Origin of the sequence: Streptomyces sp. NPDC088785, from assembly GCF_044750685.1 — a bacterium.
Taxonomy (GTDB): domain Bacteria; phylum Actinomycetota; class Actinomycetes; order Streptomycetales; family Streptomycetaceae; genus Streptomyces.
In genome coordinates this window covers 86160-105587 of record NZ_JBIVKH010000008.1, presented here as the reverse complement: position 1 = coordinate 105587, position 19428 = coordinate 86160, and the positions used below count along the sequence as shown (strand labels likewise).

The 19428-nt window shown below is 71.7% G+C and carries 15 protein-coding genes, 2 tRNA genes and 1 riboswitch; of the genes, 14 read left to right on the top strand and 3 right to left on the bottom strand.

Features of this window, described 5'->3' with window-relative positions; all coding sequences use genetic code 11:
* Nucleotides 1–2: 2 nt before the first annotated feature.
* Both ACIP5K_RS22500 and ACIP5K_RS22495 read left to right on the top strand, forming a co-directional pair.
* Nucleotides 3–686 (top strand): SurA N-terminal domain-containing protein, encoded by a 684-nt coding sequence (locus tag ACIP5K_RS22500; RefSeq protein ID WP_401412008.1) that lies wholly within the window; start codon nucleotides 3–5, stop codon nucleotides 684–686.
* Between the two features lie 84 nt (nucleotides 687–770).
* Nucleotides 771–1742: a nucleoside triphosphate pyrophosphohydrolase gene (locus tag ACIP5K_RS22495; protein ID WP_401412007.1), complete on the top strand. Its 972-nt coding sequence runs from the start codon at nucleotides 771–773 to the stop codon at nucleotides 1740–1742.
* Nucleotides 1743–1786: 44 nt separating this feature from the next.
* On the opposite strand, the gene ACIP5K_RS22490 is transcribed toward ACIP5K_RS22495, so the two are convergent.
* Nucleotides 1787–3022, bottom strand: coding sequence for a cytochrome P450 (locus tag ACIP5K_RS22490; RefSeq protein ID WP_401412005.1), 1236 nt, complete (start codon nucleotides 3020–3022; stop codon nucleotides 1787–1789).
* A 331-nt stretch (nucleotides 3023–3353) separates the two neighbouring features.
* Here ACIP5K_RS22490 and ACIP5K_RS22485 point away from each other — a divergent pair, with 331 nt between their 5' ends.
* From ACIP5K_RS22485 to ACIP5K_RS22445, 9 genes are all read left to right on the top strand, one after another.
* A complete protein-coding gene (locus tag ACIP5K_RS22485; protein ID WP_401412004.1) occupies nucleotides 3354–4406 on the top strand; it encodes a transglycosylase family protein in 1053 nt (350 codons plus the stop codon).
* A 180-nt stretch (nucleotides 4407–4586) separates the two neighbouring features.
* Nucleotides 4587–4744, top strand: a riboswitch (cyclic di-AMP (ydaO/yuaA leader).
* Nucleotides 4745–4748: 4 nt separating this feature from the next.
* Entirely contained in the window at nucleotides 4749–5459 is a 711-nt protein-coding gene (locus ACIP5K_RS22480; protein ID WP_401412002.1) for a transglycosylase family protein, read from the top strand.
* Nucleotides 5460–5734: 275 nt separating this feature from the next.
* Nucleotides 5735–7021, top strand: coding sequence for a phosphopyruvate hydratase (gene eno / locus ACIP5K_RS22475; RefSeq protein WP_207827959.1), 1287 nt, complete (start codon nucleotides 5735–5737; stop codon nucleotides 7019–7021).
* 114 nt (nucleotides 7022–7135) lie between these two features.
* Nucleotides 7136–7633 (top strand): septum formation initiator family protein, encoded by a 498-nt coding sequence (locus tag ACIP5K_RS22470; RefSeq protein ID WP_401412001.1) that lies wholly within the window; start codon nucleotides 7136–7138, stop codon nucleotides 7631–7633.
* 25 nt (nucleotides 7634–7658) lie between these two features.
* The gene (locus ACIP5K_RS22465; RefSeq protein ID WP_401411999.1) at nucleotides 7659–8192 is read left to right on the top strand and encodes a DUF501 domain-containing protein; all 534 of its coding nucleotides are present in this window, start codon (nucleotides 7659–7661) and stop codon (nucleotides 8190–8192) included.
* On the top strand, nucleotides 8189–9133 hold the full coding sequence (locus ACIP5K_RS22460) for an exopolyphosphatase (protein WP_401411998.1): 945 nt from the start codon (nucleotides 8189–8191) through the stop codon (nucleotides 9131–9133). The genes ACIP5K_RS22465 and ACIP5K_RS22460 overlap by 4 nt, the downstream gene beginning before the upstream one ends.
* Nucleotides 9134–9173: 40 nt before the next feature.
* Nucleotides 9174–9908, top strand: a complete 735-nt coding sequence (locus ACIP5K_RS22455; RefSeq protein WP_401411997.1) for a hypothetical protein — start codon at nucleotides 9174–9176, stop codon at nucleotides 9906–9908.
* A 378-nt stretch (nucleotides 9909–10286) separates the two neighbouring features.
* Nucleotides 10287–11687 (top strand): NAD(P)/FAD-dependent oxidoreductase, encoded by a 1401-nt coding sequence (locus ACIP5K_RS22450; RefSeq protein ID WP_401411995.1) that lies wholly within the window; start codon nucleotides 10287–10289, stop codon nucleotides 11685–11687.
* A gap of 256 nt (nucleotides 11688–11943) precedes the next feature.
* Nucleotides 11944–13245: a class I SAM-dependent methyltransferase gene (locus tag ACIP5K_RS22445; protein WP_401411993.1), complete on the top strand. Its 1302-nt coding sequence runs from the start codon at nucleotides 11944–11946 to the stop codon at nucleotides 13243–13245.
* Between the two features lie 81 nt (nucleotides 13246–13326).
* On the opposite strand, the gene ACIP5K_RS22440 is transcribed toward ACIP5K_RS22445, so the two are convergent.
* Both ACIP5K_RS22440 and ACIP5K_RS22435 read right to left on the bottom strand, forming a co-directional pair.
* Nucleotides 13327–15867: an ABC transporter permease gene (locus tag ACIP5K_RS22440; protein WP_401411992.1), complete on the bottom strand. Its 2541-nt coding sequence runs from the start codon at nucleotides 15865–15867 to the stop codon at nucleotides 13327–13329.
* A 231-nt stretch (nucleotides 15868–16098) separates the two neighbouring features.
* The gene (locus ACIP5K_RS22435) at nucleotides 16099–16869 is read right to left on the bottom strand and encodes an ABC transporter ATP-binding protein (protein ID WP_401411991.1); all 771 of its coding nucleotides are present in this window, start codon (nucleotides 16867–16869) and stop codon (nucleotides 16099–16101) included.
* 428 nt (nucleotides 16870–17297) lie between these two features.
* Between ACIP5K_RS22435 and ACIP5K_RS22430 the strand changes: the two genes are divergently transcribed.
* The 3 genes from ACIP5K_RS22430 to ACIP5K_RS22420 all read left to right on the top strand — a co-directional run bounded on the left by ACIP5K_RS22430 (nucleotide 17298) and on the right by ACIP5K_RS22420 (nucleotide 19228).
* Nucleotides 17298–17380 (top strand) — tRNA-Leu (locus ACIP5K_RS22430).
* A gap of 431 nt (nucleotides 17381–17811) precedes the next feature.
* Nucleotides 17812–18573 carry a hypothetical protein gene (locus ACIP5K_RS22425; RefSeq protein ID WP_401412283.1) on the top strand — a complete coding sequence of 254 codons (762 nt, stop codon included), beginning with the start codon at nucleotides 17812–17814 and terminating at the stop codon, nucleotides 18571–18573.
* A gap of 581 nt (nucleotides 18574–19154) precedes the next feature.
* Nucleotides 19155–19228, top strand: a tRNA-Leu gene (locus ACIP5K_RS22420).
* Nucleotides 19229–19428: the final 200 nt, after the last annotated feature.

Genomic DNA, 19428 nt, shown 5'->3' with positions numbered 1-19428 from the left:
CCTTGCACCGCCGCAACAGCCGCCGCACCGCGCTCGTCCTGTCCACCGCCGCCATCGCCGCGATCCCCGCCCTCACCGCCTGCGGAAGCGAGGCGCACCCCGGAGCCGCGGCCGTCGTCGGCGGCCAGCGCATCACGGTCTCCCAGCTGGAGAGCCGGGTGACCGAGGTGCGCCGGGCGCAGCAGGACGCCACCGACGGCGGCGCGCAGTACGAGCAGGCCGTCGCCAAGTCGGGCGGCCTCACCCGCAACACCCTGCACACCATGGTCCTGGACCGGGTGCTGCACCGCGCCGCCACCGACGCCGGGGTCTCCGTCTCCCGCAGGGAGATGCAGCAGATGCGGGCGGGCCTGGAACAACAGGCGGGCGGCGCCAAGCAGTTGGAGACGTCCTGGCTCCAGCAGTACAACGTGCCGCCCAAGCGGCTCACGGAGTCGCTGCGCACCGAGATCGAGGCGCAGAAGCTGGCCACGTCGCTCGGCGTCGACACCCGGACGCCCGCGGGCCAGGCCGCCTTCTGGAAGGCCCTCTCCCGGGCCTCCAAGGAGCTGAACATCGACCTGAACCCCCGCTACGGCAGCTGGGGCGTCACCAGGACCGGCACCGTGGGCCGGGTCGACGCCAAGACCCCGTGGCTGACCCAGGTCACCCGCGAGGCGCCCGCGGACCAGCAGCAGACGGCGTAGCGGCGCCGCGCCGCGGGCCCGCGGCCCGGCGCCGTGCCGGGCGCGGGGCGCGGCCGGGCGGCGGCCTGCGTTACGTTCGGGGGCGTGAACGACGACACCACTCCCGACGCCGGCCGCGTCGTCCTGCTCACCACCAGCCACCGGGTCGCCCCCGGACTGCTGTCCTGGCAGGCCTGGCAGGTCCTGCACGCCGCCGACGACGTGCTGTGCGCCGACCCCGCGCACCCGCAGCTGCCCTATCTGAAGGAGGCGGGCGTCGAGGTCGCCCTCGCGACGCCCGCCGCCCGCGACCTCGTCGAGCGCTGCGCCGACGGCGGGCGCACCGTCGTCGTGCTGACCACGGCGCAGGGCGACCGCGGCCTCACCGACGGCCTGGCGGCGCTGGCCGGCTCCGGCCGCGTCGCGATGCCGTCCCTCGAACTCCTCCCCGGCTCCTACGACCTGCCGGGCGCCCGGCTCCTCGACCTCGTCCAGGTGATGGACCGGATCCGCGACGCGTGCCCGTGGTCGGCGCCGCGCACCCACGAGGACCTGGCGAAGTACGTCATCGAGGAGGCGTACGAGCTGGTCGAGGCGATCGAGACCGGCGACCGGGAGGAGCTGCGCGAGGAGCTCGGCGACGTCCTGCTCCAGGTCGTCTTCCACGCCCGGATCGCCGAGGAGGACCCCGAGGAGCCGTTCTCCGTCGACGACGTCGCGGGCGCCATCGTCGACAAGCTCATCCACCGCCATCCGCACGTCTTCGGCGACGAGAGCGCGGCCACCCCCGAGGAGGTCCGGGAGATCTGGCTGCGCAGGAAGGCCGAGTCGAAGCGGCGCGCCTCCGTCACGGACGGCGTGCCCGTCGGCCAGCCGGGCCTGGCCCTCGCCGCGAAGCTCGGTTCGCGGGTGCGCACGGCGGGCCTGGACGTGCCGGTGCCGCCGGGGGAGGGCGTCGGCCACGAGCTGCTGGCGCTCGCCCTGCGCGCCGAGGCGTCCGGCGTCGACCCGGAGGCGGCGCTCAGGGAGGCGGCCCGCGCCTACCGCGACGCGGTGCGCGGCGCCGAGGGACTGTAGCCGGGGGCCGGGGGCCGGGGGACTGTAGGGGCGTAGGGCCGCGCTCAGCGGGGGGCGAACTCCACCGGCAGCGTCCGCAGCCCCCGCATGATGAGCCCGCCGCGCCAGCGCAGCTCGGCGGGGTCCGCGCCGAGCCGCAGGTCCGGCAGCCGGGTCAGCAGGGTCGCCAGCGCCGTCTGCCCCTCCAGCCGGGCGAGCGGGGCGCCGACGCAGTAGTGGATGCCGTGCCCGTACCCCAGGTGCTTGGTGTCGCGGCGGGCCAGGTCGAGGGTGTCGGGGGCGTCGAACCGGGCCGGGTCGCGGTCGGCCGCCGCGAGCACCACGAGCACCGGGTCGCCCACGGCGACCGGGACGCCGCCGATCTCCAGGTCCTCGGTCGCGTACCGCCAGGTCGCCATCTCCACCGGCCCGTCGAAGCGCAGCAGCTCCTCCACGCCCGTCTCCAGCAGCCCGTGCTCGCCCCGCGCGAGCGCGTCCTGGAGGACGGCCCGCTGCCCGGGGTGGCGCAGCAGGGCGTGGGTGCCGTTGCCGATCAGGTTGATGGTCGTCTCGAAGCCGGCGAACAGCAGCACGAAGCACATCGCCACCACCTCGTCCTCGGTGAGGTGCTCGCCGTGGTCGGAGGCGCGGATGAGGCCGGAGATCAGGTCGTCGCCGTCGCCGAGGCGCTTGCGGTGGATGAGGTCGGCGAGATAGCGGCGGATCTTCTTCACGGCGCGGGCGACGCCGCCGCGCGGCCCCTTGCCGTGACGGATCATCATGCCCGCCCAGTCCCGCAGGTCGTCCTGGTCCTCGCGCGGGACGCCGAGCAGGTCGCAGATCGCGTAGATGGGCAGCGGGAAGGCGAACTCGTGGATGAGGTCGGCGCTGCCGCGCGCCGCGAAGCCGTCGATGAGGCCGTCCGTCAGTTCCTGCACGCGCGGCGCGAACTCGGCCACCCGGCGCGGGGTGAACGCCTTGGAGACCAGGCGCCGCAGCCGGGTGTGGTCCGGCGGGTCGATGTTCAGCAGATGGGTCATCAGGCCGGCGCTGCGCTCGCCGGGGATGCCGGTCCTGCTCCTGCCTTGCGCGTCGTCCGCGTGGTGCACCGGGTTCTTCGACAGCCGCGGGTCCGCGAGCGCCTGACGCGCGTCCGCGTACCGGGTCACGAGCCACGCCTCGACGCCGCTGGGCAGGGTGGTGCGGTGCACGGGGGAGTGCTCGCGCAGCCAGGCGTAGGCGGGATACGGATCGGTGGCGAACTCCCAGGTGAAGAGTTCGGGGGCGGGCGCGGTGTTCACATCCCGACCGTACCCGGAGGCGGTCCGGCCAGCGGGAACGCGTGTGACCGGTGCCACTCGGCGCCGTGCGCGCGGGCGGCACGGGATGGTTTGTCGGCATCCCGGAAAGCCGCGAACGGGGCCCATTCACCGCACAGTTCACGACGGCCCACAGACCCCCGAAAGCTGACGTTGTGTCAAATCTGTGATGGAGGCGTGATCTACGCTGCATCGACTTGTGACAAGCGTTCGAGTCCCGCTACGTTCACCAGTCATCGCGACACACGCACAACAGGCACCACGCATCCACCTTGTCGCGTGCAGCTGTATCAGTCTCGCGAAAGGCAACCGCATGCTCTCCGGGAACGGTCGACACCGTCGCCCCCGCCAGGCCCCTGCTCTCGTCGTCGCCGCCGGGGTCACCGGCAGCGCCATCGCGATCCCGCTGCTCGGCGCCACCGGCGCGCACGCGGCGACGGCCACCACGTGGGACAAGGTCGCCGAGTGCGAGAGCGGCGGGCAGTGGAGCCTGGACGCGCGCAACGGCTACTACGGCGGCCTTCAGTTCTCGCAGGAGATGTGGGAGGAGTACGGCGGTCTCGACTACGCCCCGCGCGCCGACCAGGCCAGCCGCTCGCAGCAGATAGCCGTCGCCGAGAAGGTCCTCGACGCCAAGGGGCCGAGCGCCTGGCCGAGCTGCTCGGCCACCGCCGGCCTGGCGCAGGGCGCCGGCTCGGCGGACGTCGACCCGGGCGCGAGTGCCACCCCCAAGGCCCCCGGCGACGGCGGTGCGACGGCCGGGACGGACTCCGGCTCGGACTCCGGCTCGGACTCGGGTTCGAACTCCGGCGCGGACGCGGACGCGAGTGCGGATCCGGGAGACAAGAATCACGACGGATCCGGCGCATCGGACAAGGTGTCGGACAAGGCGTCGGACGATGCCACGGACGGCGCGTCGGACGCGGCGTCGGACGGCCCGTCCGACGGCCCGTCGGCGGACGACTCCGCCGCTACCTCGGGTAACAGCGAGGAGGGCGGGGCGAGTGACGCCGCGTCGGCTCCGTCCGGCACCGCCTCGCCGGACTCCCCGGACACCGCCGCCGACGACTCCACCGCCCCCGCCGACGCCTCCGCGGGCGGCCGGCACCGGGGCGACCGCGCCACCGACGACGGCGCCGACTCGCGTACGGGCGACGGCCGTCACGCCTCGCGCGACGAGCGGCGCGACGGCGACGCCTATGTGGTCCGCTCGGGTGACAACCTCTGGGACATCGCCGACGCCCAGAACGTGCCCGGCGGGTGGTCCGCGCTCTACGACGCGAACCAGAAGACGGTCGGTACCGACCCGAACCTCATCCTCCCTGGTCAGAGTCTGGATCTTGGGTCTGAATCGGTCGAAAAGTAGCGGGAGTTACGGGGTCTTTGAGGCCTGTATGTCCGCTTTTGATCGAGTGAGACATGAGTCTCAAAGACCCTGATCGTCTTTGAAATCGGGCGGATCCACTGCTTACGGTCTGACCGCTCGCCACAGCGGGCCCCGACGGACGTCACGCCGAATCCTGCCAACGTCCGTACGGGAACAGTCGACGCGTAAGCGCCGTAGGCAGGAGCGGGGGACCCAGGTAAGCCGCCGTCGAGGGAGACCGAGACGGCTTGGGGTTAAGCCGCGCACAAGGATGCGCGGCCGGGCACTCACTGGCCCGAACCCGACAGCTCACCTCGTAGGCGTCGGTGAGGGGATCTCTCCATGCTGCTTTCCAGCAAGGGCAAGCACCGCCGCCCGTCCAAGGCCGTCCGTGTCGCCACGCTCGCCGGTGTCGCCGGTGCCGCCGTCGCCGTCCCGCTGATGGGCGCCACCTCGGCCTCCGCCGCCTCCGCCTCCGAGTGGGACCAGGTCGCGCAGTGCGAGTCCGGCGGCAACTGGTCGATCAACACGGGCAACGGTTTCTCCGGCGGCCTCCAGTTCTCGCCGTCCACCTGGGCGGCCTACGGCGGCACGCAGTACGCGTCCTCCGCCGCGGGCGCCTCCAAGGCCCAGCAGATCTCGGTCGCCGAGAAGGTCCTCGCCTCGCAGGGCAAGGGCGCCTGGCCGAGCTGCGGCGTGGGCCTCTCGGGCGCCTCCACGGGCAACTCCGCCCCGGCCCCCCAGCAGGACACCCAGCAGTCCCAGCCGCAGCAGCAGCAGCCGCAGCAGAGCCAGCCGCAGCAGCAGAAGTCGACCGAGCAGCACACCGACTCCTCGGCCGCCTCCCGCTCGCAGTCGCGCGACACCGTCACCACCCCCACCGGCCAGAAGGTCGAGAAGGGCGACGGCGAGTACAAGGTCAAGACCGGCGACACCCTCAGCAAGATCGCCGACGCGCACGGCACGGACTGGCAGAAGGTGTTCAAGCTCAACAAGGACATCGTCAAGAACGCCGACCTGATCTTCCCGGGTCAGCAGCTCCACCTGAAGTAGGACCGCGCGGGAGTGCCGCGGGCCCGGCGTCGGCGGACGCCGGGTCACCGGCCGCACCCCCGTCCCCACTCCCCGGTGGGCCGCTCACCTGAGCAGCCCCCGCCCCATGCAGCGGGCGGGGGCTGCTGTCTTTGTTCCGTTAAGAAACATTTCGCTCTGGGCGTTGTCCACTGGCCGGGCGGTCGGATGGCCGATGCCTCGGAGCCGGTTAGGCTCAGAGGGTGCGGGACCGAACCAACCGGCCCCGCACCGTCCGCGTCACATCCCAGAAGGAGATGCTCGTGCCGTCCATCGACGTCGTCGTAGCCCGGGAAATCCTGGACTCCCGAGGCAACCCCACGGTCGAGGTCGAGGTCGGCCTCGACGACGGCAGCACGGGTCGTGCTGCCGTTCCGTCGGGCGCCTCCACCGGTGCCTTCGAGGCCATCGAACTCCGTGACGGTGACCCCAACCGTTACCTCGGCAAGGGCGTCGAGAAGGCCGTCCTCGCCGTCATCGAGCAGATCGGCCCGGAGCTGGTCGGCTACGACGCCACCGAGCAGCGCCTGATCGACCAGGCGATGTTCGACCTGGACGCCACGGACAACAAGGGCTCGCTGGGCGCCAACGCCATCCTCGGCGTCTCGCTCGCCGTCGCGCACGCCGCTTCCGAGGCGTCCGACCTGCCGCTCTTCCGCTACCTGGGCGGTCCGAACGCGCACCTGCTGCCCGTCCCGATGATGAACATCCTGAACGGCGGGTCGCACGCCGACTCCAACGTCGACATCCAGGAGTTCATGATCGCCCCGATCGGCGCGGAGTCCTTCTCCGAGGCCCTGCGCTGGGGCGCCGAGGTCTACCACACCCTCAAGAAGGTGCTGAAGACCAAGGGCCTGTCCACCGGCCTCGGCGACGAGGGCGGCTTCGCCCCGAACCTGGAGTCGAACCGCGCCGCGCTCGACCTCATCCTCGAAGCGATCAAGGAGGCCGGCTACATCCCCGGCCAGCAGATCGCGCTCGCGCTGGACGTCGCCGCCTCCGAGTTCTACAAGGACGGCAAGTACCAGTTCGAGGGCAAGGAGCGCTCGGCGGCCGAGATGACCGAGTACTACGAGGAGCTCGTCTCCGCGTACCCGCTCGTGTCCATCGAGGACCCGCTGTACGAGGACGACTGGGCCGGCTGGCACGTCATCACCGAGAAGCTGGGCGACAAGGTCCAGCTCGTCGGCGACGACCTCTTCGTCACCAACCCGGAGCGCCTGGCCCGCGGCATCGAGGAGAACTCGGCCAACGCCCTGCTCGTCAAGGTCAACCAGATCGGTTCGCTGACCGAGACCCTGGACGCCGTCGAGCTGGCCCAGCGCAACGGCTTCAAGTGCATGATGTCGCACCGCTCCGGCGAGACCGAGGACGTGACGATCGCGGACCTCGCCGTCGCCACGAACTGCGGCCAGATCAAGACCGGCGCCCCGGCCCGCTCCGAGCGCGTCGCCAAGTACAACCAGCTCCTGCGCATCGAGGAGATCCTCGACGACGCCGCGGTCTACGCCGGCCGCAGCGCCTTCCCGCGCTTCAAGGGCTGACCGGCCCCGCGCCTGCTGAGGCAGTAGTTCCGTACGTCCCCGCACTCGGTCCCGTACCGTGTGCGGGGACGTACGCACGTAGACAGCACTGCCGGACGGGGAGGCGGAGGAGCCATGCCGGGAAAGCTCCGAGACAGGGGCCGTGACGACTCGGCCCGCTTCTCCACGGCGACCCGCCTGCGACTGCTCGGCGAGCAGACCGCGGAGCGGGTCTACCGCTCGCAGACCAGGCGCCAGGCGCGCCGCTCCCGGCTGACCGGCCGCGCGGCCCTGCTCGCCCTCGTCGTCTGCACCCTCGTCGTGGCGCTCGCCTACCCGATGCGGCAATACGTCTCCCAGCGCGGCGAGGTCGCGGACCTCCAGCGCCAGCAGCGGCAGGCCGAGGAGCGCGTCGACCGGCTCCGCGACGAGAAGGCGCGCTGGCAGGACGACGCGTACGCCGAGCAGCGGATCCGGGAGCGCCTGCACATGGTGATGCCGGGCGAGACCGGCTACGTGGTGCCCGACGCGCGCGCCACCAGCACCGGCCGCCCGGACCAGAGCCCGGCCGAGCGCGCCTGGTACTCGAACGTCTGGGACGGCGTCGACAAGGCCGACCAGGCAGCCAACTGACACACGAGAGACACCCCAGGAAGTCATGGACACGCCCCCGCCCCAGACCGAGCGCACCGAGCCCACGGACGCCGACATCCACGCGTTCAAGGAGCAGCTCGGCCGCCCGCCGCGCGGCCTGCGCGCCATCGCCCACCGCTGCCCCTGCGGCAACCCGGACGTGGTCGAGACCGCTCCGCGTCTGGAGGACGGCACGCCGTTCCCGACGACGTACTACCTGACGTGCCCCCGCGCGGCCTCCGCCATCGGCACGCTGGAGGCCAACGGCGTCATGAAGGAGATGACGCAGCGGCTGACGACGGACCCGGAGCTGGCGCGCCAGTACCGCGCCGCCCACGAGGACTACCTCGCGCGCCGCGACGCCATCGAGGTCCTGGAGGGCTTCCCCAGCGCGGGCGGCATGCCGGACCGCGTGAAGTGCCTGCACGTCCTGGTCGGCCACTCCCTGGCCGCGGGCCCGGGCGTGAACCCGCTCGGCGACGAGGCGATCGCGATGCTGCCCGAGTGGTGGAAGAAGGGCCCGTGCGTGAGCGCCTGCACCGTGGAGGAGGACGCGTGAGCCGGGTGGCGGCCGTCGACTGCGGTACGAACTCGATCCGGCTCCTCGTCGCGGACGTGAACCCGGAGACGGGCGAACTGACCGACCTGGACCGGCGCATGACCATCGTCCGGCTCGGCCAGGGCGTCGACCGCACCGGCCGGCTCGCGCCGGAGGCGCTGGAGCGCACCTTCGCGGCCTGCCGCGAGTACGCCGCCGTGATCAAGGAACTGGGGGCCGAGCGGACCCGCTTCGTCGCCACCTCGGCGTCCCGCGACGCGGAGAACCGCGACACGTTCGTCCGGGGCGTCCTCGACATCCTGGGCGTCGAGCCCGAGGTGATCACGGGCGAGCAGGAGGCGCAGTTCTCCTTCACGGGTGCGACGAGGGAACTGACCGGCCGCGCCGACCTCGACACCCCGTTCCTGGTCGTCGACATCGGCGGCGGCTCCACCGAGTTCGTGGTCGGCGCGGAGCGCGTCGACGCGGCGCTCTCCGTCGACATCGGCTGCGTGCGGATGACCGAGCGGCACCTGGTGGGCGAGGACGGGCGGATCACCGACCCGCCCACCGCCGAGCAGATCGGGGCCGTCCGCGCCGACATCACCGAGGCCCTCGACCGGGTCACCCGGACCGTGCCGATCCGCTCCGCGCGCACCCTGGTGGGCCTGGCCGGTTCGGTGACGACGGTGGCCGCCCTGGCCCTCGGCCTGGACGCCTACGACTCCACGGCGATCCACCACTCCCGGATCCCCTACGAGAAGGTCGCCGGGCTGACGGACTGGCTGCTGTCCTCGACGCACGACCAGCGCGCCCTGAAGCCGGTCATCCACCCCGGCCGGGTCGACGTGATCGCCTCCGGCGCACTGGTGCTGCGGATGATCATGGAGTGGACGGGGGCCCGCGAGGTCGTCGTCAGCGAGCACGACATCCTCGACGGCATCGCCTGGTCCCTCGCCTGACCCCGGGCCATCGGCGCGGCCCCCTTGTAGGGTGCCGCGCATGGGGGAGACGACGGCGCGGCACGGCGCCTACCGGACCGGTCCGCTGTGGGGCGCGGCGGGCGTCTGCCTCGGTGTCCTGGTGCTCTGCTCGGGGCTCGCGCTGTTCGGGATGCTGGAGTTCCACGAGCGGTGCGCGCAGGGGCTGATCACGGGTTCCGGGGCGCTCGGCGACATCCACGACCAGGCGTTCCCGCCCGCCACGGTCTGCGAGTTCGCCGGCGGGGACGTCACCTCCGTCGGCGGGCGGTGGCCGCTCGCCGCGCTGTCCTGGCTGGCCCTGGCGGGGCTCGTGGGCTGTCTGCTGCTCGCGCTGGCCGCGGAGTGCTGCGAACCGGTCCCGGGCCCGGACCACGTCGTGCCCATGACCCGGGCGGCCAAGCTGCGCCGCACCGGCACCGCGTTCTTCGTGACGGGCTCGGTCTTCGCCGGGTGCTACGCGCTGGCCGGCGGGCGGCTGCTCGCCGGGCCCTCGTCGGCCTGCGCGGCCGGGGCGGACTGGGGGACGCAGGCGCCGCGGACCCTCGACCCGAGCTTTCTGCCGCCCCAGGCGACCTGCCGCTACACCAGTGGCCTCACGAGGCCGCTGAACCCGGACTGGCTGGCGTCCCTCAGCGTCGAGCTGGCCGTCCCCGCCCTCCTCGCGGGGGTCGGATTCGCCCTCGCCTGGTGGCGCCTGCGGCAGGAGCGCGCGGCCCGCGAGACCCCACTTCTGAGCACGCCGCACAGCGTCTGAGCACCCCTGGAGGGGGTCGCGACACCCCTCGGCGACACTCCGTCGGGAAAGTTCGTGAAGTTCTTCACAAGGAATTCGGCCCTGTTGGACGCCGTTACGGGCCCACGGGTCCGTCCGGGGCCCGCGCGGGGCACCACCGAGGGCGGTCCGGGGGGTTCCAGGGGTGTTACGGGCGGATGACGCGGAGGGGTGGTCCAGTGCCGCCGAATGCCCGCCGTCGCTGCTCAAGAGGGGTGTGCAACGACTGGCGCCGCCGCGCGGTTCCCCCGGGCGACCATGACATGGGTCACGTGGGCGGCGAAGTGTAGCAGAGGGGTGCGGGAACCTTGTGAAGGGGCGCACGAGCACCCCCCTCCACTCGGGTGGATACTCGATGGCATGAGCACCACGGAGCGTCCCAGGATCCTCATTGTCGGGGGTGGGTACGTAGGCCTGTACGCAGCGCGTCGCATCCTCAAGAAGATGCGTTACGCGGAAGCGACCGTCACGGTCGTGGACCCGCGCTCGTACATGACGTACCAGCCCTTCCTCCCCGAGACCGCCGCCGGCAGCATCTCGCCGCGCAACGTCGTCGTCCCGCTGCGACGCGCTGTGCCGGGAGCCGAGATTCTCACCGGCCGCGTGACCACCATCGACCAGGACCGCAAGGTCGCCACGGTCGCCCCGCTCGTCGGCGAGGCGTACGAGGTGCCCTTCGACTACCTGGTGATCGCGCTCGGCGCGGTCTCCCGCACCTTCCCGACGCCGGGCCTCGCCGAGGCGGGCATCGGCATGAAGGGTGTCGAGGAGGCCATCGGCCTGCGCAACCACGTCCTCGAGCAGCTCGACAAGGCCGAGTCGACGACCGACGAGGAGATCCGCCGCAAGGCGCTCACCTTCGTCTTCGTCGGCGGTGGCTTCGCGGGCGCCGAGACCATCGGTGAGGTGGAGGACCTGGCGCGCGACGCGGCCAAGTTCTACAAGAACGTCAAGCGCGAGGACATGCGCTTCGTGCTCGTCGACGCCGCCGACAAGGTGCTGCCGGAGGTCGGCCCGGACCTGGGCACGTACGGCCGCAAGCACCTGGAGTCGCGCGGTATCGAGGTCTACCTGAAGACGACGATGCCGTCCTGCGTCGACGGTCACGTGGTGCTGAGCAACGGCCTGGAGGTCGACGCCAACACCATCGTGTGGACCGCCGGTGTGAAGCCGAACCCGGCGCTCGCCCGCTTCGGTCTCCCGCTCGGCCCGCGCGGCCACGTGGACACCGCCGCCACCCTCCAGGTGCAGGGCACCGACTACATCTGGGCCGCGGGCGACAACGCCCAGGTGCCGGACCTCGTCGGCCGCGCCAACGGCAACGAGAACGCCTGGTGCCCGCCGAACGCGCAGCACGCCATGCGCCAGGCCAAGGTCCTCGCGGACAACGTGGTCTCGGGCATGCGCGGCTTCCCGCAGGGCGAGTACAAGCACGCCAACAAGGGTGCGGTCGCCGGTCTCGGCCTGCACAAGGGCGTCGCGATGATCGTCATGGGCAAGATGAAGATCAAGCTCAAGGGCCGTCTCGCCTGGTACATGCACCGCGGCTACCACGGCATGGCCATGCCGACGTACAACCGCAAGATCCGGGTGATCGCCGAGTGGACGATCAACATGTTCCAGAAGCGCGACATCACCGCGCTCGGCGCCCTGGAGACTCCGCGCGAGGAGTTCTACGAGGCCGCCAAGCCGGCGCCGAAGCCCGCCGCGGCCGAGGCCCCCAAGGCCGAGGAGAAGAAGGCCGAGGCCAAGGCCTCGTAACCGCCGTCCGTCCGTAGCCCGAAGGGGCCGCCTGCCATCCGTGGTGCAGGCGGTCCCTTCGGCGTTGCCGGGTGGTGCGGCGGGGCGCCGTGCGGGGGTCGCGGCCCGCCGGAATACGTGGTGGCTACATGTATTTTGCCGTTCCGTGACCCGGTCACGGGACTGCGGAGCCGGGCCGTCGGTGTTTACCTGCTGTTGGACCGGACCGCGATGTCGGGGCGTTCCGGTGTCTTCCGACATCACGGAGGTGTGCGCCATGCCCCACGCCGCACAGCGGCTGAAGAACCTCGCCGAGCAGCTGCTCGGCACCGAACTTCCCGTGCGCCTGCGCGCCTGGGACGGCTCCGAGGCCGGCCCCCCGGACGCCCCCGCCCTCGTCGTCCGCAACCGGCGCGCCCTGCGCCGCCTGCTGTGGAAGCCGGGCGAACTCGGTCTGGCCCGCGCCTGGGTGGCGGGTGACCTGGACGTCGAGGGCGACCTGTACGCCGCCCTGGACGCCATGGCGGAGCTCATCTGGGAGCACGACGACGACGCCCCGCGCAGGAGCCTCGCCGAGGCGCTGCGGGACCCGGCCGTCCGGGCCGGCGCGCGCGAGCTGGTGAAGCTGGCGGGCCCCTACCCGCCGCCCGCGCCGCCCGCCGAGGAACTGCGCCGCAAGGGCCGCCTGCACCTGCACACCAAGGGCAGCGACAGGAAGGCCATCAGCCACCACTACGACGTCGGCAACGACTTCTACGCGCTGGTGCTCGGCCCCTCGATGGTCTACTCGTGCGCCTACTGGGAGTCGCCCGGCGCGACCCTCGAATCGGCCCAGCGCGACAAGCTGGAGCTGATCTCCCGCAAGCTCGGCCTGGAGCCCGGCATGCGGCTGCTCGACGTCGGCTGCGGCTGGGGGTCGATGGCCATCCACGCCGCCCGCGAGCACGGGGTGAGCGTCGTCGGCGTCACCCTGTCGCAGGAACAGGCCGCGTTCGCCCGCAAGCGCGTCGCCGACGAGGGGCTGACCGACCGCGTCGAGATCCGCGTGCAGGACTACCGGGACGTGCGGGACGGCCCCTACGACGCGATCTCCTCCATCGGCATGGCCGAGCACGTCGGCGCCGACCGCTACCTGGAGTACGCGCAGGATCTGTACGCCCTCCTGGTGCCGGGCGGCCGGCTGCTCAACCACCAGATCGCGCGCCGCCCGCAGCGCGACGAGTCGGCGTACGAGGTCGACGAGTTCATCGACGCCTACGTCTTCCCCGACGGGGAGCTGGCGCCCGTCGGCAGCACGGCCGGGCTCCTGGAGCGGGCCGGGTTCGAGGTGCGCGACATCGAGGCGATCCGGGAGCACTACGCCCTCACCCTGCGCCAGTGGGTGCGCAACCTGGAGGCCCGCTGGGCCGAGGCCCAGCAGCTGGTCACCCCCGGCCGGGCCAGGATCTGGCGGCTGTACATGGCGGCCTCGGCGCTGAGCTTCGAGCGCAACCGGATCGGGGTCAACCAGATCCTCGCCGTGAAGACCCCGCCGGACGGCGCGTCGGGGATGCCGCTGCGGGCCCGGACCTGGAACTAGGGACCGGCGCGGCCGTACGCGCGCGACAGGGGGCGCCCGGTGCAGCACCGGGCGCCCCCTGTCGCGTACGCGCGCGGTCCGCTACTCGGACTTGATCGCCGCCAGCATGTTCAGCCGGGCCGCGCGGCGGGCCGGCCACAGGGCCGCCAGGATGCCGACCACGGCGGCCAGGGCGAGGAAGAGGCCCATCCGGCCCCACGGCAGGATCAGTGCGTAGGTCGACATCGCGTTGCCGATCAGCCGGCCGGCCGCCCAGCCGAAGAACACGCCGAGGCCGATGCCGAGCACGCCGCCGAACAGGGAGATCACCAGGGACTCCAGCCGGACCATGCGCTTGATGCCCTTGCGGTCGATGCCGATGGCGCGGAGCATCCCGATCTCCTGCTGGCGCTCGAAGACCGACATCGCCAGGGTGTTGATGACCCCGAGGACGGCGACGATCACCGCCATGGCGAGCAGGCCGTAGAGCATGTTCAGCATCAGCGTGAAGATCTGAGCGATCTGGTTGGAGATGTCCTGCTTGTCCTGGACCTGGATGGCGGGGTTCTCGCCGAGGGCCTTGGTGAGCCTGTCCTGGTTGGCCTCGGTGGCGCCGCCGGACATCTTCACCATCACCTGGAGGTCGGTGGCGGCGCCGTCGATGTGCGGGTCCAGGGTCGCGGAGTCGAGCAGGACGCCCCGCATCATCTCGTTGCCCTCGTAGACGCCCGCGACGGTCAGCCGCTGCTTGCGGCCGTCCTCGTAGGTCGTGGTGAAGGCGGAGCCGGCCTTCCAGCCGTGGTCCTTCGCCGTCTTGTCGTCGACGACCACGTCACCGCCGCCGACGGTGAACCGGCCGCTGTCCATGGTGAGCGCGGCCAGCTCGCCGATGGTCCTTCCGTCGACCCCGGTCAGGTACTCGGTCCTGCCGTCGATCCGGGAGGGCGAGTTGGTCAGGCCGGTGCCGGCCGTGACGCCGTCCGTGCGCTCCAGGGTCTTCAGGACGTCGGGGGAGAGCGGGTTGCCGTTCGCCATCGAGACGACGTAGTCCGCCTTGATGGAGTCGGCGGCCATCTTGTCGATCGCGCCCTGGACGCTGCCCGCGATCACCGTCAGGCCGGTGATCAGGGTCAGGCCGATCATCAGGGCCGAGGCGGTGGCGGCGGTGCGGCGCGGGTTGCGCACCGAGTTCAGGCGGGCGAGCTTGCCGGAGATGCCGAAGACGCGCAGCACCGGGGCGGCCGCCGCGATCAGCGGGCGCGACAGCAGCGGCGTCAGGATGAAGACGCCGATGACGAGCAGGCCGGCGCCGAGGCCCATGGGGGCCTGGCCGGAGTCGCCGCTCATCGTCGTCGCGGCGAGCACGGCCGCGACGCCGGCGGCGGAGACCAGCGCGCCGAGCGTGTTGCGCAGCACCATCGATTTAGCGGTCGGGGCCGCGTGCACCGCGTTCATCGCGGCGACCGGCGGGATCTTCGCGGCGCGGCGGCCCGGCAGCCAGGCGGCCAGCATGGTGACGACGACGCCGACGACGAGCGCGGAGACCACGGTGCCGGCCGAGACGACCAGCGGGCCGTCCGGGATGACCGCGCCGGTGCCGTTCATCAGCGCGCGCATCCCGGCGCCGATGCCGATGCCGACCGCGAGGCCGGTGACGGCGGCGACGGCGCCCACGACGAACGCCTCCAGGAGCACCGACCGGGTGACCTGGCGGCGGGAGGCGCCGACGGCGCGCAGCAGGGCCAGCTCCTTGGTGCGCTGGGCGACCAGCATCGTGAAGGTGTTGGCGATGATGAAGATGCCGACGAAGAGCGCGATCCCGGCGAAGACCAGCAGCATCGTCTTCATGGAGCTCATCGACGCCGAGATCTGCTCGGCCTGGTCGTCGGCGAGCTGCCGGCCGGTCTCGATGTGCACGGCGTCGTCGCCGAGCGCCTGGGCGAGCTGGGTCTTCAGCCGGTCCTGGCTGGTGCCGGCCGCGGCCCGCACGTCGATCTCGTCATACGCGCCGGGCTTGTGGAAGAGCCGCTGCGCGGTCGCCGTGTCGAACAGGGCGAGCGAGCCGCCGGCCGCGACGTTGCCGTCGTCGGTGGTGAAGACGCCGGTCAGGGTCGGGGTGAGGACGGGTCCGTCGACGGACATCCGGACCTGGTCGCCGACCTTGTACCCGGCGCGCGCCGCCGTCTCGGAGTCCAGGGCCACCTGGTGGGCGCCGTGCGGTGCGGTGCCGCGGGCCAGCGGATAGCGGGTGTCCTCGTGGCCCGGGGTGCCGGCGTAGTTGCCGCCCCTGGTCGAGAAGCCGTTGCCGACGAGCTTGCCGTCCTGGTCGGCGACGGCCGCGTAGCCGCTGACGACACCGGTCGCCGAGGCGGCGCCCGGCACGTCGCGCGCCGTCTTCAGGGTGGCGTCGGTCAGCTTCCGCTCCTTGCCGACCCGGTCGCCCTCGGCCTTGGTGGAGCCGGGGGTCAGCGCGACGTCGACGTGGTCGAAGCCCTTGGCGGAGGACTTCTCCAGCGCGGAGGAGATGGTGTTGGTGAAGACGAGGGTGCCGCTGACGAAGGCGACGCCGAGCATGACGGCGAGGACCGTCATCAGGAGGCGGGCCTTGTGCGCGAACACGTTGCGCAGGGCGGTTTTGAACATGGGTGTCAGCTCAGTCCAGGGTTCGTCGGGGCGTTTTCCTGCCCCTGCGGCGATCGGGGAGCGGGCCCGGGGCGGGGGCCGGTGCCTCGGCGCCGTCGCGGGTCGCCGGTTCGTCGACGACTGCGGGCCGGTGGGGCTTCTCGCGCGGCTCCCCGCGCCCCGGCGGGGGCGTGTGCCGCCCGTGCGGGGCAGGTGGGGCAGGTGGGGCAGGGGACGCCGGCGCGGCCGGGGTCAGCTGGTGCGGCCCTTGGTGTCGAAGCGCTTCATGCGGTCCAGGACCGTGTCGGCCGTCGGCTGGTGCATCTCGTCGACGATGCGGCCGTCGGCGAGGAAGACGACGCGGTCCGCGTAGGCCGCCGCGACGGGGTCGTGGGTGACCATGACGACCGTCTGCCCCAGCTCCCGGACGGAGTTGCGCAGGAAGCCCAGGACCTCGGCGCCGGAGCGCGAGTCGAGGTTTCCGGTGGGCTCGTCGCCGAAGATGATGTCGGGCTGCGAGGCGAGCGCGCGGGCGACGGCGACGCGCTGCTGCTGGCCGCCGGAGAGCTGCGCGGGCCGGTGGCCGAGGCGGCCGGAGAGGCCGACCATCTGGATCACGTTCTCCAGCCACTGCTGGTCGGGCTTGCGGCCCGCGATGTCCATGGGGAGCGTGATGTTCTCCAGGGCGGTCAGCGTCGGCAGCAGGTTGAACGCCTGGAAGATGAAGCCGATCTTGTCCCGGCGCAGCTTGGTGAGCTGCTTGTCCTTGAGCGTGCCCAGCTCGGTCTCGCCGATGCGGACGGAGCCGGAGGAGAAGGTGTCCAGGCCCGCGACGCAGTGCATCAGCGTCGACTTGCCGGAGCCGGACGGGCCCATGATCGCGGTGAACTCGGCCTGCCGGAACTCGACGGAGACCCGGTCGAGCGCGACCACCTGGGTCTCGCCCTGTCCGTAGATCTTGGAGAGATCCGTGGCGCGGGCGGCCGCCGTGGTGGTCCGGCCGGCGAGCGGGGTGGTGGTCACGGGAGGGTGCTCCTGTCCGTCGGGGAGGTGATCGGCGAGGCGATCGGGGGGTGATCGAGGTCTGGTTCCATCCTCGGTGCCGATCGTGCCGCCGAAGTCAGCCGCAGTTCCCGTTCCGGTGGGCGACTTCCGGTGGACCGGGGGAGCGGGAGTCATCCCCAGGTATGACACCGGACCCCGAGGACGCCGCCCCGGAGCCCCGCGGAGCGGAACCCGTCCCACCGCACGTGGGGCGGAGGTGAAATTCCGTCAATCACCGAGTGGGCGCCCCCGCGCGTGGAAGGGCCCCCGGCAAGTGCGGATGGCCGCTGTCGTGGGCTGATGCACCCTCAGACGTCAATAAAATAAGACAACATCGTTCCATTGTTCCGCTGTTCGAGGGATGCCGCCGGATAGTCTCGGACGGTCGACGCGGAGCCGCTCACCCTGCCCGGATGGTGGAATGCAGACACGGCGAGCTTAAACCTCGCTGCCCTTCGCGGGCGTACCGGTTCAAGTCCGGTTCCGGGCACCTCCGACGCGAGAGCGGCTGGCCAGGTGAGAAGGCCGATCGCCGTCGTCACCCGTCCGTGGCGCCGGCGCACCGCTGGCGCACGGAGTCCCTGGTGCTCCATCTCGGAGTACGCAGCGCCTCCGCGGCGGCGCTCACGTGGTCGGTCGGCAGTACCGCCCCGGCGCCGACCGCACCGACAAGCAAGGGCCTTGACGCGGAGATTCTTCCCCCCAAGGCGGCTCTCCCGGGGTGCCTACCCAGCGCACTCGACTTCCACGGATCCGCTTGGACCGCGGTCGACGGCAACTCCCGCTGCCGATGCGTAATTGTGACTCCGAGCCGTGCAACTGCACGCCACAGCTAGCGGTCGGAGAGGCGCCGGAGGATTGGCTGCCGGCGTCTTTTCCGAACAGGTCGGCGTACGCGTGAGCAGAGAAATCGGGGTTCAAGTGGGCAAGATGGTCTGGAGAGCTCTAGTGGCCGGTGGGGCGGCGGCAGTGTTCGCTGCCGTCGCGGCGGCCCCGGCGGGCGCGGCCGAGGGTGGGGTGTCGTTCACCCGCATCAAGGTGAACGGCGGCAAGCCCATCGTGATGGGCGTGGGGGCGGTCAGTGCGCCCACCTCGTTCCGTATGACGACCACCCGCAAGTGGGAGTGGCCCTTGGTGTTCCTGTACCGGGGCAATACGGACAACGTGCTGTGGCACGCCGTCGGGACCAGCGACTGCGTCCACGCGGGTCCGGGTGTCTGCGACTTCACCGGGTCGCTGGACTTCGACCCCCGCGAGTGGGACACGCTCAACAGCGAGGCGGGAGCCTGGAAGGTAGGCGCCCAGGTGCGGTTCTCGGGCGGAGGCGGTGACACCGACGGCTCGAACGTCACGGTCTACATGAAGCGCAACAGCCGCCTGACCGTCAACGCCTCACCCGAACCGGTGGTCAAGGGCAAGACGATCACCGTGACCGGCAAGGTCACGCGGGCCAACTGGGAGACCAAGAAGTACGGGACCTACGCAGACCGCCTGGTCAGCCTCCAGTTCAAGCCCAGCGGTTCCTCGTCCTACACCACGGTGAAAAAGGTGCACGCCAACGGCTCGGGCGCCCTCAAGACAACCATGAAGGCGACCAAGACGGGCACCTGGCGCTGGGCCTACTACGGCAACACCACCACCGGTCCCTCGACCTCGTCCGGGGACAACGTCGTGGTGAGGTGACGACGTGCCCGGCGAGGCGACTCCCTGATCGAGATCTGTGACATGCCCCAGGTCCGCTCTTCGCTCCGCTTGTAGCAGTCCAGGCGGAAGCGGTGTTGGGGTGCCCTCCCGAATGCTGGATCCACTTCCGCACCGACGCTGCTGTCGGCGCGGATGGCTGCCCGCCGACCCCAACCCGCACCCCGAGATCAGCGCGGCGGGCGGGGGCGGCGGCTCGACCGCGTCGTACCGGCTCCCGCTCCCGCCGAACCTGATCGTCCACCTCGTCGCATCCGGGCCCGGGATCCAGCTCGCGAGGCGGGCTCCGCTACTTCCCCATGCCGTCCCTCAACGTCGCCGCCATGACGTGGGTGCACACCGAGGCCGACGCGCTCATGAACCGGCGCTCGCCCTCCCCTTTTTGGTCGTATTGATCGCAGAGGATGTCCGATTTCGGCACTTCCACGGCGCTGACGTGCGAGAAGGTGAGACGGTCGAGCCGTCGCCGCTCGACCGGACCTCAAGTCACACGCCAGGAGAGCCGTGTACGAGTGGCAATGCACCTCGTCGGCGTAGAAACGTCGCCCGCCTTCGAGGCTCCGGCCCGGGTCGCGCAACTGGTAGACGCAGCCGCCTTAAACGCGGTCGAGTGTGGGTTCGAACCCCACCCCGGGCACCGGCCCGCCCCGAGGGGCGGACCCTTCCGTCCGTGGCATTCCGTCCGCCGCTCCGAGACGGAGGCAAGTCCGGCTCCGGGCACCTCCGACGCCACTCGCGGACGCCCGTCCGACGGTCGCCGACGCCCGTTCGGAAGGTCACCCATTGACACCCGCGCGCCCGCGGACGAGGATCCGCAGCGATCCGTGATGAACAAAA